11 protein-coding genes are annotated in these 14,461 nt (G+C 51.0%); 6 read left to right on the plus strand and 5 right to left on the minus strand.

All coding sequences use genetic code 11. The features are described 5' to 3' along the window. The first annotated feature begins 214 nt into the window (after window positions 1-214). From rhaB to RSC70_RS13615, 6 genes are all read left to right on the plus strand, one after another. Window positions 215-1,693, plus strand: coding sequence for a rhamnulokinase (gene rhaB / locus RSC70_RS13590; protein ID WP_442904302.1), 1,479 nt, complete (start codon window positions 215-217; stop codon window positions 1,691-1,693). Continuing rightward, window positions 1,690-2,946 (plus strand): L-rhamnose isomerase, encoded by a 1,257-nt coding sequence (locus tag RSC70_RS13595; RefSeq protein WP_332542747.1) that lies wholly within the window; start codon window positions 1,690-1,692, stop codon window positions 2,944-2,946. Before rhaB ends, RSC70_RS13595 begins: the two co-directional genes overlap by 4 nt. Window positions 2,947-2,971: 25 nt before the next feature. Next, entirely contained in the window at window positions 2,972-3,796 is an 825-nt protein-coding gene (gene rhaD / locus RSC70_RS13600; protein WP_025800609.1) for a rhamnulose-1-phosphate aldolase, read from the plus strand. A gap of 78 nt (window positions 3,797-3,874) precedes the next feature. Further along, the gene (gene fucO / locus RSC70_RS13605; protein ID WP_332542748.1) at window positions 3,875-5,023 is read left to right on the plus strand and encodes a lactaldehyde reductase; all 1,149 of its coding nucleotides are present in this window, start codon (window positions 3,875-3,877) and stop codon (window positions 5,021-5,023) included. Between the two features lie 9 nt (window positions 5,024-5,032). Next, the gene (gene rhaM / locus RSC70_RS13610) at window positions 5,033-5,347 is read left to right on the plus strand and encodes an L-rhamnose mutarotase (RefSeq protein ID WP_332542749.1); all 315 of its coding nucleotides are present in this window, start codon (window positions 5,033-5,035) and stop codon (window positions 5,345-5,347) included. Window positions 5,348-5,535: 188 nt separating this feature from the next. Then, a complete protein-coding gene (locus tag RSC70_RS13615) occupies window positions 5,536-6,141 on the plus strand; it encodes a transglycosylase SLT domain-containing protein (RefSeq protein WP_025800606.1) in 606 nt (201 codons plus the stop codon). 163 nt (window positions 6,142-6,304) lie between these two features. Here RSC70_RS13615 and yjfF read toward each other — a convergent pair whose 3' ends face one another. The 5 genes from yjfF to RSC70_RS13640 all read right to left on the minus strand — a co-directional run bounded on the left by yjfF (window position 6,305) and on the right by RSC70_RS13640 (window position 14,443). Then, entirely contained in the window at window positions 6,305-7,312 is a 1,008-nt protein-coding gene (gene yjfF, locus RSC70_RS13620) for a galactofuranose ABC transporter, permease protein YjfF (RefSeq protein ID WP_025800605.1), read from the minus strand. Next, the gene (gene ytfT / locus RSC70_RS13625) at window positions 7,305-8,324 is read right to left on the minus strand and encodes a galactofuranose ABC transporter, ATP-binding protein YtfT (protein WP_025800604.1); all 1,020 of its coding nucleotides are present in this window, start codon (window positions 8,322-8,324) and stop codon (window positions 7,305-7,307) included. Before ytfT ends, yjfF begins: the two co-directional genes overlap by 8 nt. A gap of 13 nt (window positions 8,325-8,337) precedes the next feature. Continuing rightward, window positions 8,338-9,843 (minus strand): sugar ABC transporter ATP-binding protein, encoded by a 1,506-nt coding sequence (locus RSC70_RS13630; RefSeq protein ID WP_332542750.1) that lies wholly within the window; start codon window positions 9,841-9,843, stop codon window positions 8,338-8,340. A 96-nt stretch (window positions 9,844-9,939) separates the two neighbouring features. Then, window positions 9,940-10,896 carry a galactofuranose ABC transporter, galactofuranose-binding protein YtfQ gene (gene ytfQ / locus RSC70_RS13635; RefSeq protein WP_332542751.1) on the minus strand — a complete coding sequence of 319 codons (957 nt, stop codon included), beginning with the start codon at window positions 10,894-10,896 and terminating at the stop codon, window positions 9,940-9,942. A 433-nt stretch (window positions 10,897-11,329) separates the two neighbouring features. Further along, window positions 11,330-14,443, minus strand: coding sequence for an efflux RND transporter permease subunit (locus RSC70_RS13640; protein ID WP_130997885.1), 3,114 nt, complete (start codon window positions 14,441-14,443; stop codon window positions 11,330-11,332). Window positions 14,444-14,461 lie beyond the last annotated feature (18 nt).

Genomic DNA, 14,461 nt, shown 5'->3' on the forward strand with positions numbered 1-14,461 from the left:
CGTTCGTTTATTTAAGAATGCGCGACCAATATTAAGAAATGCGGCGAACATCACAGGCCAGCGCATCTAAGAACTGTGACTTACTTCACTTTCACCTTTGCTGTATTGCCATCGCCATAATTTCGCTGGCATTCATGAGAAGGTGCCCCACCAAGCAAGTTTCTACACTGACCGTCATTGATAAATAAGAATGTTCAACGACGGACGGTTCAACATGACGACACGCCATATTGCCGCAATCGATCTTGGTGCCTCCAGCGGGCGAGTGATGCTGGCGAGTTACCACGTCGGCACGCAACACCTTACGCTAAAAGAGATCCGCCGCTTCACCAATCGGCTGGTACCTCGTGACGGTTTTGATACTTGGGATCTTGATGCCCTTGAGCAGGAAATTCGGACCGGACTAGAGCAAATTGATGCTGAAAATATCCCACTGGACAGCATTGGCATTGATACCTGGGGCGTAGATTTTGTGTTGTTGGATACCAACGGCGAGCGAGTCGGTCATCCCGTCGCTTATCGAGACGATCGTACCCACGGCCTTATGGCACAGGCGCAAGAGCGCTTAGGTAAACCGTTTATCTATCAGCGTACCGGCATTCAGTTTTTGCCCTTCAATACCCTTTATCAGCTGCGTGCGCTCAGCGAACAGCAGCCTGAGTTGCTGGATCGGGTTGAGCATTTTCTGCTTATTCCCGATTACCTGCATTACCGTTTAACCGGGCAAATGAACTGGGAATACACCAACGCCAGTACGACACAGCTGTTGAATATCCATAGCGGCGATTGGGATACCGATTTGCTGAGTTATGCCGGCGTTCCGGCTCGCTGGTTTGGCAAACCTACCCAGCCGGGTCAGCGTATCGGCTGCTGGCAAAGCCCGAAAGGACAACAGGTTCCTGTGGTTGCCGTGGCCACCCATGACACCGCCAGCGCGGTGATAGCCACCCCGATGCAAGATAGCGATTCGGCCTATCTCAGCTCAGGAACATGGTCATTAATGGGCATTGAAAGCCGCACACCGTTCACTGATAGCCATGCTTTGCAGACCAATATCACCAATGAAGGGGGTGCAGAAGGCCGCTATCGGGTGCTGAAAAATATTATGGGCTTATGGCTGCTGCAACGCGCAACCCAAGAGCTGGGTGTGCAGTATCTTCCCGACCTGATTGCAGAGGCCGCTCAACAACCCGCACACCATTTTCTGATTAACCCGAACGACGAGCGCTTCATCAATCCGCCCAATATGTGTTTGGAAATTCAAAACGACTGCCGCGAGCGTGGTGTTCCGGTGCCCGAAACACCGGCAGAACTGGCGCGCTGCATTTTTGACAGCTTGGCAAAACTCTATCAGCAGGTAGCCGAAGAGCTCTCCGAGCTGCGCGGTAAGCCGATCAGTCATTTGCATATCGTCGGCGGTGGCAGCCAAAACCGTTTCCTCAATCAGCTGTGTGCCGATCTCTGCAACATCGAAGTCAGCGCGGGTCCGGTGGAGGCCTCAACGTTAGGCAATATCGGCTGCCAGTTAATCGCGCTAGGAGATATCGCCAATGTGCATGATTTCCGCAGCGTGGTGGCACATAACTTCCCGCTGGAACATTTTTTCCCTAACCCATCTCACCGCTCTTTATCCGCATCGCTCAGCAACGGCGGTGCGCAAACATCTGCCCAATTCAAAGGAACATGTGTATGACCACTTCAATCGATCAGGCTTGGGAACTGGCTAAACAACGTTTTAACGCTGTTGGCGTAGACGTCGAAAACGCACTGAAAACCATGGAGAGACTGCCAGTTTCGATGCACTGCTGGCAGGGCGATGACGTTGCCGGTTTTGAAAATCCTGAAGGTTCACTGACCGGCGGTATTCAGGCCACCGGTAACTATCCGGGCAAAGCGCGCAACGCCGCAGAGCTGCGTGCCGATTTAGAAATGACATTAACGCTGATCCCTGGGCCAAAACGCCTGAATCTGCACGCGATTTATTTAGAATCTGATACGCCGGTCGCACGTAATAAAATCGAACCACGCCATTTTGCAAACTGGGTCGAATGGGCTAAAAAACACCATTTAGGCTTAGATTTTAATCCTTCGTGTTTCTCTCACCCGCTGAGCGCCGATGGTTTTACCCTCTCCTCAGCTAACCCTGAAACACGTCAGTTCTGGATTGAGCACTGCCAAGCCAGCCGTCGTATTTCGGCCTATTTTGGCGAACAGTTGGGTACGCCGTCTGTCATGAATATCTGGATCCCAGACGGCATGAAAGACACGCCGATTGACCGCTTGGCTCCGCGTCAACGCTTAGCTTCGGCACTGGATGAGGTTATCTCTGAAAAGCTTAACCCTGCACACCACATCGACGCGGTCGAAAGCAAACTTTTCGGCATCGGCGCTGAGAGCTATACCGTGGGCTCGAACGAGTTCTACCTCGGCTACGCAGCCAGCCGCCAGACCGCCCTGTGTCTGGATGCCGGTCACTTCCATCCAACAGAAGTGATCTCCGACAAAATCTCCAGCGCCATGCTTTATGTGCCTCGTTTGCTGCTGCACGTTAGCCGCCCAGTACGCTGGGACAGCGACCACGTGGTCTTGCTCGACGATGAAACCCAGGCAATCGCCAGCGAAATCGTCCGCCACAACCTGTTTAACCGCGTGCATATCGGGCTGGACTTCTTCGATGCTTCCATCAACCGCATTGCGGCGTGGGTGATTGGCACCCGCAATATGAAAAAAGCCCTGCTGCGTGCCTTGCTAGAACCCACTAACCATCTGCGCAATTTGGAAGAAAGCGGTGACTACACGGCACGTCTGGCTCTGCTGGAAGAACAAAAATCGCTGCCTTGGCAGGCGGTTTGGGAAATGTACTGCCAGCGCAACGACGTTCCCGTTGATGCCAGTTGGCTAAAAGCAGTACGCGAATATGAAGAACAAATTTTGTCTCAGCGTTAAGTGATAAATAAAAGGAATAAAAACTATGCAATCTATCATCGATTCCTGGTTCGTTCAGGGCATGATTAAAGCCACCAGCGACATGTGGCTCAAAGGCTGGGATGAACGCAACGGAGGCAACGTTAGCCTGCGTTTATTAGAGGAAGAAGTGGCGCCGTTTCGCGCTGATTTTAACTCACAGCCGCGCTGCGTTGAGCTGACACAGCCCGCCACCGAACTCGCCAATAGCTGGTTCTTAGTGACCGGCTCAGGCAAATTTTTCCGCAACGTACAAATTGCACCGCAGGAAAATCTGGTGCTGCTACAGGTTAGCGCCGATGGCATGGCCTATCACATCCACTGGGGATTGACCAAAGGCGGCCTGCCAACCTCTGAACTGGCCGCGCATTTTCAATCGCATATCGTACGTATGCAGGTTACCGGCGGCGATAACCGCGTCATCATGCATTGCCACGCCACCAATTTGATTGCGCTTAGCTACGTGCATGATTTGGACAATGCCAAATTCACCCGTCTGTTATGGGAAGGTAGCACCGAGTGTTTAGTGGTGTTCCCTGACGGCATTGGCATCGTACCTTGGATGGTGCCGGGCACCGACGGCATCGGCACGCAAACCGCAGAACAAATGCGCCAGCACGGTTTAGTACTGTGGCCTTTCCACGGAATTTTCGGCAGCGGCCCAACGTTAGACGATGCTTTCGGCCTGATCGATACCGCAGAAAAATCAGCGGAGATTATGGTGAAAGTACTGTCGATGGGCGGGAAAAAACAGACGATCTCCACGCAGGAGCTGATTGCGCTCGCCGCACGCTTTGGTGTTACGCCAATGGCTGCGGCACTTGAAGATTAATCGCTGAGAAAGACCGATCGCATGCGCTTCTTTTCAGGAAGCGCATTACAACGGTTTTTCATTTTCAGGAGCAATATCATGAGTTTCATGCTGGCATTACCGAAAATCAGCCTGCACGGCAACGGCGCCATCGTCGATATGGTGAAACTGCTTGGCGACAAAAAGTGGGGCAAAGCGCTCATTGTTACCGATGGGCAATTAGTGGAAATGGGGTTGCTAGACAGCCTGTTTAGCGCAATGCAGCAGCAAAATCTGCCGTACGCGCTGTTTAAAGATGTGTTTCCAAATCCAACCGAAGAATTAGTGCAGGCAGGTTTTCAAGCCTATCAGCAAAACCAGTGTGATTACCTGATCGCCTTCGGCGGTGGTAGCCCAATTGATACCACCAAGGCCATTAAAATTCTGACCGCCAATCCTGGCCCTTCCACCGCCTATTCTGGCGTGGGCAAAGTGAAAAATGCCGGTGTGCCGCTGGTCGCCATTAATACTACGGCGGGAACCGCCGCAGAACTCACCAGCAACGCGGTGATTATTGATAGCCGGCGTCAGGTGAAAGAGGTGATTATCGACAGCAATATTATTCCTGATATTGCCGTGGACGATCCGGCTGTGATGCTGAATATTCCCGCCTCGGTAACCGCCGCAACCGGCATGGACGCGCTAACCCATGCGATTGAAGCCTATGTTTCGGTGGGCGCTCATCCACTGACCGACCACTCCGCACTGGAGTCTATTCGCATGATCGCCGAATGGTTACCGCTGGCGGTGGATAATGGGCAAAACCTTCAGGCACGTGAAATGATGGCCTATGGGCAATATCTGGCAGGGATGGCTTTTAACAGCGCCGGCCTGGGTTTAGTTCATGCATTAGCGCATCAGCCGGGGGCGACTCATAATCTGCCACACGGCGTATGCAACGCCATTTTATTGCCGGTGGTTGAAGCCTTTAATCGCCCTAACGCGGTTTCTCGCTTTGCCCGAATCGCGCAGGCAATGGGAGTAAATACGCAGGGAATAGATGAGGAACAGGCTAGCCACAGCGCTATCGCGGCCATTCGTGAGCTCTCGGCACGCGTTGGTATTCCTTCTGGATTCCACGCGCTGGGTATCAAAGAAAGTGATATCGACGGCTGGTTAGATAAAGCGCTGGCCGATCCCTGTGCGCCGTGTAACCCGCGTAGCGCAGATCGTGAACAGGTTCGGGCGCTCTACCTTCAGGCGATGTAAGGAGAAAACATGATCCGTAAAGCCTTTGTCATGCAGGTTAATCCAGACGCCCACGCAGAGTATCAGCGTCGCCACTCGCCGATTTGGCCAGAGCTGGAAGCCGAATTAAAAGCGCATGGCGCACACAACTATTCGATCTTTTTGGATGAGAAACGTCATCTGCTGTTTGGCTTCGTCGAAATTGAATCCGAAGCGCGTTGGAATGCGGTTGCACAGACCGAGGTTTGTCAGCGCTGGTGGAAAAATATGGCCGATGTAATGCCGAGCAACACGGACAACAGCCCAGTTACCGATGAGCTTAAAGAGGTGTTTTATCTTCGCTGAAAGGATCTTATTTTTTTACTAAAAATGCGCAAAACAGCAGGTGACCTGCTTGCTGGATGACTATATGATCCCTGCGTCTGTTTCGGGCGTAGGGATCCGTCTATTTAAATCAGGCATTCCCTTCGACATGGTCGTCTCACTAATGAGTCCTATTCTATTTTAATGGATATAGGCTGGCGTACTCACCAATGATTTCAATACTCAAACACCCTTCGCGATTTGGCATTATGCTGCTATTGCTCTTCTTAGCGGGCTGTTCAAGCAAACATCATTATAAAAAGTACGATACCCATGCCTACGACGATGTGATCGAAGATGCTGCCGATGACTATAAGGTCGATCCCAAACTTATCGCCGCGATTATTCAGGTGGAATCCAGCTTCAATCCAGAAGCCGTCAGCCCTTCAAACGCCATCGGCCTCATGCAGCTCAAAGCCTCAACAGGCGGGTGTGATGCCTATCGTTATAAAGGTAAACGCGGCTGCCCTGACGACGATGATTTACTCGATCCCGAAACCAATATCGATTTAGGTGCCGCTTACATCAGCGCGATCCAGCATCAACAGCTGAATTGGATTGACGATCCTGTAACTCGTCGCTATGCAACCGAGGTGGCTTACGCTAACGGCGCGGGCGCACTGCTGCGTACTTTTTCGAGCAATCGCAAAACCGCGATTCAGATGATTAATCAGCTTTCACCAGAAGCGTTCCACTGGCACGTGCGTCAATATCATCCTGCGGCGCAGGCTCCGCGTTATATGGCGAAGGTGGAGCAGGTTTATAATAGTTTGTGATAGTTGGGAGTAATCCCCCTCCCAACCTCCCCCTTGGCAGGGGGAGGGGCTGATCGGATTCTTATGCTGCATCGCTTTCCCAACCTAAAAAAGAACGGTTCAAGTTCCCGCATCCAGCACCGAATCGGTTCCCTCCCCTGCCAAGGGGAGGATTAGGGTGGGGTCATACAGCACGATCGGCTTTAATAACATCAATCCTCTTCACCTCTGCCGTTTGCCGGTTCTCCCACATCACCGTGAGTAAGCGCTGCAGCCCGATAAATGCAAACAGCAAAATCCCTATCGCGATTTTTGTCCACCATGAGCTGAGCGTGCCGTCAAAGTTAATATAGGTTTGAATCAATCCCTGAATCGCAACGCCAAACAGCGTGCCCAAAACGGTTCCCACCCCGCCGCTCAGCAACGTGCCGCCGATCACCACGGAGGCTATGGCATCCAGCTCAACGCCCATTCCTGCAAGCGCATAGCCCGCAGAGGTATAAATGGAAAATACAATGCCCGCTAACGTCGCCAATCCAGTTGAAAGCATGTAAATACGGATGGTGGTGCTGCGGGTTGAAATCCCCATCAGATTGGCCGATGTGGCATTACCGCCAATCGCATAAACCTGATTACCAAAGCGTGTACGATTAGCCAAGAAGATCCCCAGCACGACCACTGCCAACATCAATAACGCCATGGCGCTCAAGCGCCCTCCTCCTGGAATTTTCCAAGCCAGTGAGGAGAGCGTGGTGTATATCGGATGATCGATAGGCAACGACTCTTCTGAAACCAAATAGCTGGCACCGCGCAGAAAAAACATGCCTGCTAGCGTGATGATAAACGCCGGAATTTTTAGCGCATCAATCAGCCATCCCATGAAGGCCCCGAAGCCGCATCCCATCACGAGCACCAACGGAAAAGCCACCAGCGGCGACATATGATAATCACCTATCATGCGCGCCAGAAATACGCCGGTAAAAGCGATCACCGAACCAACAGAAAGATCGATGCCACCCGACAAGATCACAAACGTCATCCCAACGGCGACAATACCGAGAAAAGCATTATCTGTGAGGATATTACAAATAACACGCGTGGTGGCAAAACCGGGAAACTGGCTCAAACAAAACAGATATCCCAGTACAAAAACCGCCAGCGTAATCATCAACGGCAAATTACGTTTAAGCATGGCGCGGCTTCCTTCTGATTGCGGCGAGAAAACGCGGTGACTGGAACACTAAAACAACCAATACCACCACGGCTTTAACCACCTGATTCAATTCCGGTTGGAATCCTGAAAGCAAAATGCCGGTGTTCATTCCTTGGATAATTAACGCCCCAAGTATCGATAACAGGAGATTAAATCGGCCTCCCATCAGCGATGCACCGCCGATAACCACGGCCAAAATGGCATCCAGCTCTAGCCATAAACCAGCGTTATTGGCATCGGCGCCGCGTATATCCGCCGTCACAATAATTCCAGCAATCGCAGCGCATAGGCCGCTCAGCATGTAGGTTCCCATGACGATCAGCCGCGTATTCACCCCTGCATTTTTCGCCGCTCGGATGTTAATCCCTACCGCTTCAATAAAAAGTCCCAGCGCGGTTTTACGCGTCAGTAGCCAGAAAGCCAACAGGGTCAGTAACGTGATAATCACCGGCGTGGGGAGCAAAAATAGCGAACCGCTGCCCAGCCACGATAGCGAGGGGGAGTTGAAAGTGACAATCTGCCCTGCCGTGATCAATTGGGCTACGCCTCGCCCTGCAACCATCAGAATCAGCGTGGCGACAAACGGCTGAATTTTAAGGAGTGCCACCAAAATGCCATTCCATAGCCCAGATAAAATGCCGACGCCTAGCGCGGATAAAATCACGATTGGCAAACCATAGCCCTGAACCGTTAACGAAGCGGCGGTCGCCCCTGAGATTGCCATCACCGCGCCCACGGAAAGATCGATACCGCCGGTCGCAATCACCAGCGTCATACCTATCGCCAAAAGCGCCACTGGCGCACAGCGGTTGAGAATATCGATTAAGCTGCCAAACAAGCGCCCATCTTGAATATGAATAGAAAAGAAATTGTTGGCGACAACGCTATCAACCAATAACACCACAACCAACGCCACAATTTGCGGCATACCCGTTGGCCAACGTAGCCGTGAGGTTTTGGATGGATTGGCATCGGGCAAAGAACCAGACATGGCGTTCATCTCCTTATGCCGCAATGGCATTCATAATGGCGGCAACCGAAAGCTGCTCAAGCGGGATTTCGGCGATTTGCTGGCGATCGCGCAGGATCACAACCCGATCGGCATACCCCACCAGCTCTTCAAGCTCCGATGAGATCACCAGCAGCGCTAAACCATCGGCGCACAAGGTTTCTATCAGGCGAATAATCTCGGCGTGAGCGCCCACGTCAATCCCGCGTGTCGGCTCGTCTAAAATGAGAAACTGGGGTTTGGTGAGCAACCAGCGCGAAAGTAAAACTTTTTGCTGGTTGCCGCCGGAAAGAAACTCAATGGGCTGTTCAGTGCTTGGGGTACGAATCCCCAGTTGGCGAATGAAGCGTTCCGCAATGTGCTGTTGCTCTTTGCGTGCAAGCGGACGCAGCCACCCACGCTGTGCCTGAAGCGCCAGAATTATATTCTCACGCACGGATGCCGCCGCGATGATGCCATCGGTTTTGCGATCTTCAGGGCAGAATCCCAATCCGTAGCGCGATGATTGATGCGGTGAACGTAACGATCTTGGTTTGCCTTTGACCTGTGCGGTGCCGCTGTCCGCTGGTTTGATACCAAAAATGACCTCAGCCATTTCCGTACGACCAGAGCCAAGTAACCCAGCTAACCCCACAATTTCACCGGGACGAACCTTGAGATTAAACGGTGCGATAACACCCTTTTTGCCATAGTTTTCAAATTCAACCGTTGGATTTTCACTTAGCAAAGTGCGGCCCGCGCGCTGCAAAGCATTGTTGTCCAACTCACGGCCCAGCATCATTTTGACTAATTCGATATAAGGCAATTCTTTGGTGTTTCGAGTTCCCACAAACTCGCCGTTGCGCAGCACCGTGATGCGGTCGGTGACGGCATAGACCTGTTCGAGAAAGTGGGTCACAAAAATCAGGCTTATTCCTTGATCGCGTAAATGACGCATCAAGGTAAAGAGCATTTCTACTTCGCTGGTATCGAGGCTGGCAGTAGGTTCATCAAGGATGAGCACCTTGGCAGAAAGATCGAGCGCGCGGCAGATCGTCACGATTTGCTGCATAGCGACAGAAAACCGCCCGAGCGGCTCCGTGACATCCAGCGAAAAACCGTAACGTTGCATCAGCTCAGTGGCACGGCGGATCATTTCACCGCGATGAATAAAACCAAAACGACGCGGCTCTCGGCCAATAAACAGGTTGTCTGCCACCGACATATTAGGCAGCAGGTTCACTTCTTGATATACGGTACCAATACCCAAGATTTGCGCATGAGCCGTATTTTTTGGAAAGACCTCGGCACCGTCCAGCCATACCGTGCCGCTATCCCTTTGGTAAACGCCGGTTAGCGCCTTAATCAGCGTCGATTTTCCCGCACCATTCTCACCAAGCAGCGCCATAATTTCGCCACGACGTAGGCTGAAAGAAACGTTATTGAGTGCCTTAACGCCAGGAAAATATTTACTCAAACCTTCAGTGCGGAGTAACACCTCATTATCGCCGTCGCCGCGCATACCATCGCTCCTAGCTTCGCTGAAAATCATGGGCAGAGGACGAAACCTCTGCCGGTGAAGTGGCTAATAAGATTGAAAACGTGTGATGAGATAAAATTAATATCCCATATCTTTTTTCTTATCTAACTCAGCTTGCGCGCTGTCAGGTAGGAACAATTTGGATTCTGTTTTGGTAATTTTCGGTGGCAAGGTGCCATCTTTTTTATACTTCTCTAACGCATCAAACGCAGGCCCCGCCATGTTTGGCGTGAGCTCAACGTTGGCATTGGCTTCTCCTGCTAACATAGCTTTATAGATATCAGGTACGCCGTCGATAGAGCCAGTCAGGATATCTTTACCCGGTTTAAGCCCCGCTTCTTTGATCGCCTGAATGGCACCTATTGCCATATCATCGTTGTGTGCGTAAACCATGCAGATATCTTTGCCGTTGTTTTCGGCTTTAATAAAGCTCTCCATGACCTCTTTACCCTTGCTGCGGGTAAAGTCTCCAGACTGAGAACGGACAATTTTTATGTTTGGCGAATTGGCAATCGCTTCAGCAAAGCCTTTTTTACGATCGATCGCTACGCTTGCACCTACCGTTCCCTGTAGTTCCACCACGTTACACGGCTTTCCTGCGACCTGTTTCACCAGCCAGTCGCCGATCAGTTTGCCTTCGAGCACGTTGTCTGCGGTAACAACGGTCATATACAGCAATTTGTCTTTCACGGTGATGGCGCGATCAAGTAAGAAAACGGGGATATTCGCCTCTTTGGCTTCCTGCAGGACGGGTTCCCATCCGGTCTGAACCACTGGAGCAATAAAAATGGCATCAACGCCTTGGGCAATAAAGGAACGAACGGCTTTGATTTGGTTTTCCTGCTTTTGCTGGCCATCCGCAATTTTCAACGTAATACCGCGCTTTTGTGCTTCGCTTTTTGCCACGCTGGTTTCAGCGGCGCGCCAGCCAGATTCAGAACCGACCTGAGAAAAACCAACGGTCATCGACTGAGCAAACGCAGCTGAAGAGAGTGCAGCAGAGACGGCAGTAACCAAAAGTAAACGCTTCCACATACTGAGATCCTCATAGAGCAATGATTGGATAAAAAGCAACCGAACAGGGATCACTATAGTCAATGCGTTGAAGTGAGATTTGGGTTACATCACAGTATTGAAAAATTAACAAAGTGAATACATCTTAGCTTTATCTAACTTTTTCTTGAGGTTATGGACGGTTTAACTTCATCACGCCACGGTAGAGATAGAGAAATCTAATGAGAACGGGGAGTTGCATTCACAACAATGAAAGCGATTACACTTCTTCAGGCTGTATATGTACTTTTTACGTCACGGAATCGGAGATGCTGGGCAACTTGGCTTTTGTGAGTTTTGCGAGATAGATCTCGGAACACAGAAGCTATGTGCAAAGCGGAGTGGAAAACTTTGATGTAAAGGCCTGTGATACATCATCACAGGCCTTTACCTTTTGATTTAACGGTCTTTATTCTTAGTCTTTCGCTTTGCTAAAGCGACGACGCACAACCACAAAGAATACCGGAACAAAGAAAATAGCCAGCAGCGTTGCCGTCAGCATTCCCCCCATCACGCCAGTACCCACGGCGTTTTGCGCGCCTGAACCGGCACCAGAACTGATAACCAGCGGCATAACCCCCAAAATAAACGCCAGCGACGTCATTAAGATTGGGCGCAAACGCATTCGCACCGCTTCTAAGGTGGCATCGATCAGCCCTTTGCCTTCTTTATCCATCAGATCTTTAGCAAATTCGACGATTAAGATGGCGTTTTTAGCGGAGAGGCCGATGGTGGTTAATAGCCCAACTTGGAAGTAAACGTCGTTGTTCATACCGCGTAATGCCGCTGCCAGCAAGGCACCGACTACGCCAAGCGGAACAACTAGCATTACCGAGAACGGTATAGACCAGCTCTCATACAGCGCCGCCAAGCACAGGAATACAACTACCAGCGAGATGGCATACAGGGCAGGCGCCTGATTTCCCGACAAGCGTTCCTGATAAGACATTCCAGTCCAGTCGTAGCCAATACCTGACGGTAACTTAGTCACAAGTTGTTCCATCATTTGCATGGCATCACCAGTACTTTTACCCGGTGCCGCTTCGCCTAGAATTTCCATCGACGGCAAGCCGTTATAACGTTCCAAGCGCGGTGAGCCTTTAATCCAACCAGCGGTTGAGAATGCAGAGAAAGGCACCATTTTCCCGCTGTTACCGCGTACATACCAATTATTGATGTCGTCTGGCAACATACGGAAACGCGCATCGGCTTGGGCATAAACCTTCTTCACACGCCCGCGATCGATGAAGTCGTTAACGTAGGTTCCCCCTAAGGCAGTTGAAATGGTTTGGTTAATGTCCGAGAGCGACACGCCCAACGCCTGTGCTTTTTCCTGATCCACGTTCAGCTTGTACTGAGACGTATCTTCCAACCCGTTAGGACGCACGCGCACCATCACGTCTGAATGCTCAGCGACCATACCTAACAGTTGATTACGTGCCTGAGTGAGCTGTTGATGACCGAGGTTTGCCTGATCGATAAGCTCAAAGTCAAAACCGGTTGCGGTACCCAGCTCAATAATGGCTGGTAAGTTGAACGGGAAGACCAGACCATCTTTGATCTGCGTGAAAGATTTCATCGCACGACCAATGATAGATGTCACATTGTTTTCTTTCCCCGAACGCTCGTCCCACGGCTTTAAACTCACGAATGCTAAACCGGAGTTTTGTCCCGATCCGCTAAAGCTAAAACCGTTAACCGTAAAGACGGATTCAACGTTGGCATGCTCTTTAGTCAGGTAATAATTCGTCACCTGATCTAAGACTTTCTGAGTTCGAGCTTGAGTCGCTCCTGCCGGCAACTGCACCATCGTCATAAACACGCCCTGATCTTCCTCGGGCAAAAATGACGTCGGCAAGCGCAAAAATAGCACGCACATACCGGCAACTATCAATACGTAGATAACGAGGTAACGCCCCGTATTTCTCAGGATCCCACCCACGCTATTCGTATAATGATGTGTACTCTGCTCAAACTTGCGGTTGAACCAGCCAAAGAAACCTTGCTTCTCGCCGTGCCCTTCGGCAGAAACCGGTTTGAGCAACGTGGCGCACAGTGCTGGCGTCAAGATAAGCGCCACCAGCACAGATAGCGCCATAGCCGAAACAATGGTGATGGAGAACTGGCGATAAATCGCACCGGTTGAGCCGCCGAAAAATGCCATCGGAATAAACACCGCCGAAAGCACCATGGCAATCCCGACTAATGCGCCCTGTATCTGATCCATCGATTTTATCGTGGCTTCTTTTGGCGGGAGATGCTCCTCAGCCATCACGCGTTCAACGTTTTCCACCACGACGATGGCATCGTCAACCAGCAAGCCTATCGCCAACACCATCCCAAACATGGTTAGGGTGTTTATCGAATAGCCAAACGCGGACAGCACCGCAAAAGTCCCCAACAAAACAACGGGCACGGCGATGGTTGGGATCAGCGTTGCGCGGATATTCTGTAAGAACAGATACATGACCAAGAAGACCAAGATAATGGCTTCAAACAGGGTTTTGACCACTTCGTGAATCGAGATTTTAACAAACGGCGTGGTGTCATACGGATAGACAACCTTCATCCCCTGAGGGAAATACGGCTGTAGCTCTGCTAGCTTCGTTTTGATCGCTGCGGCCGTATCCAACGCATTAGCACCTGTTGCTAACTTAATCCCTAAGCCAGCCGCGGGTTGTCCGTTGATTTTCGCCACGATGTTGTAGTTTTCACCGCCAAGCTCAATGTGAGCCACATCTTTCAGACGTACCTGCGAACCATCCTGATTCACCTTCAGCAAGATCTTGCCAAATTCTTCCGGGTCTTTTAATCGCGTCTGCGCAATGATGGACGCGTTAAGCTGCTGATTACCTACAGCAGGCGTGCCACCTAGCTGCCCTGCCGCGATTTGGTCATTCTGAATTTTTAGCTGATTAACAACATCAACCGTGGTCAGTTGATACTTGTTCAGTTGATCGGCATTCAGCCAAATACGCATGGCATACTGCGCACCAAAGAGCTGCACATCACCCACACCGCTACTACGGCTGATCGGATCTTTAATGTTTGAAGCAACGTAGTCAGAAATATCATCCTGAGTCAGGCTTTTGTTGTCTGAAATAAACCCGGCTACCAACAAGAAACTGCTGCTAGACTTTTCAACGCTAATCCCCTGCTGCTGCACTTCCTGCGGCAGCAACGGCGTCGCCAGCTGGAGCTTATTCTGAACCTGAACCTGTGCAATATCGGGATCAGTCCCCGAATTGAAGGTTAAGGTAATCGTTACACCACCCGCAGAGTCACTGGTTGACGACATGTACATAAGATTATCGATGCCGTTCATGTTCTGTTCGATAATCTGCGTCACCGTATCCTGTACGGTCTGCGCATCAGCGCCCGGATAAGTTGCCGTTATCGCAACCGCAGGAGGTGCAATCGTTGGATACTGGGCAATCGGCAGTTGCAAAATTGCCAATCCCCCGGCCAACATGAGGATAATGGCAAGTACCCAAGCAAAGATCGGGCGCTCAATAAAAAACTTAGACATACGCTCGTTTTACCTTGT

Source organism: Hafnia sp., from assembly GCF_036648275.1.
In the GTDB taxonomy this organism is placed as follows: Bacteria; Pseudomonadota; Gammaproteobacteria; order Enterobacterales; family Enterobacteriaceae; genus Hafnia; species Hafnia alvei.

Bases quoted from the DNA above. Each gene is read 5' to 3' on its own strand.
- rhaB (WP_442904302.1), top strand. From the start codon at position 215: ATGACGACACGCCATATTGCCGCAATCGATCTTGGTGCCTCCAGCGGG.
- RSC70_RS13595 (WP_332542747.1), top strand. From the start codon at position 1,690: ATGACCACTTCAATCGATCAGGCTTGGGAACTGGCTAAACAACGTTTT.
- rhaD (WP_025800609.1), top strand. From the start codon at position 2,972: ATGCAATCTATCATCGATTCCTGGTTCGTTCAGGGCATGATTAAAGCC.
- fucO (WP_332542748.1), top strand. From the start codon at position 3,875: ATGAGTTTCATGCTGGCATTACCGAAAATCAGCCTGCACGGCAACGGC.
- rhaM (WP_332542749.1), top strand. From the start codon at position 5,033: ATGATCCGTAAAGCCTTTGTCATGCAGGTTAATCCAGACGCCCACGCA.
- RSC70_RS13615 (WP_025800606.1), top strand. From the start codon at position 5,536: ATGATTTCAATACTCAAACACCCTTCGCGATTTGGCATTATGCTGCTA.
- yjfF (WP_025800605.1), bottom strand. From the start codon at position 7,312: ATGCTTAAACGTAATTTGCCGTTGATGATTACGCTGGCGGTTTTTGTA.
- ytfT (WP_025800604.1), bottom strand. From the start codon at position 8,324: ATGTCTGGTTCTTTGCCCGATGCCAATCCATCCAAAACCTCACGGCTA.
- RSC70_RS13630 (WP_332542750.1), bottom strand. From the start codon at position 9,843: ATGCGCGGCGACGGCGATAATGAGGTGTTACTCCGCACTGAAGGTTTG.
- ytfQ (WP_332542751.1), bottom strand. From the start codon at position 10,896: ATGTGGAAGCGTTTACTTTTGGTTACTGCCGTCTCTGCTGCACTCTCT.
- RSC70_RS13640 (WP_130997885.1), bottom strand. From the start codon at position 14,443: ATGTCTAAGTTTTTTATTGAGCGCCCGATCTTTGCTTGGGTACTTGCC.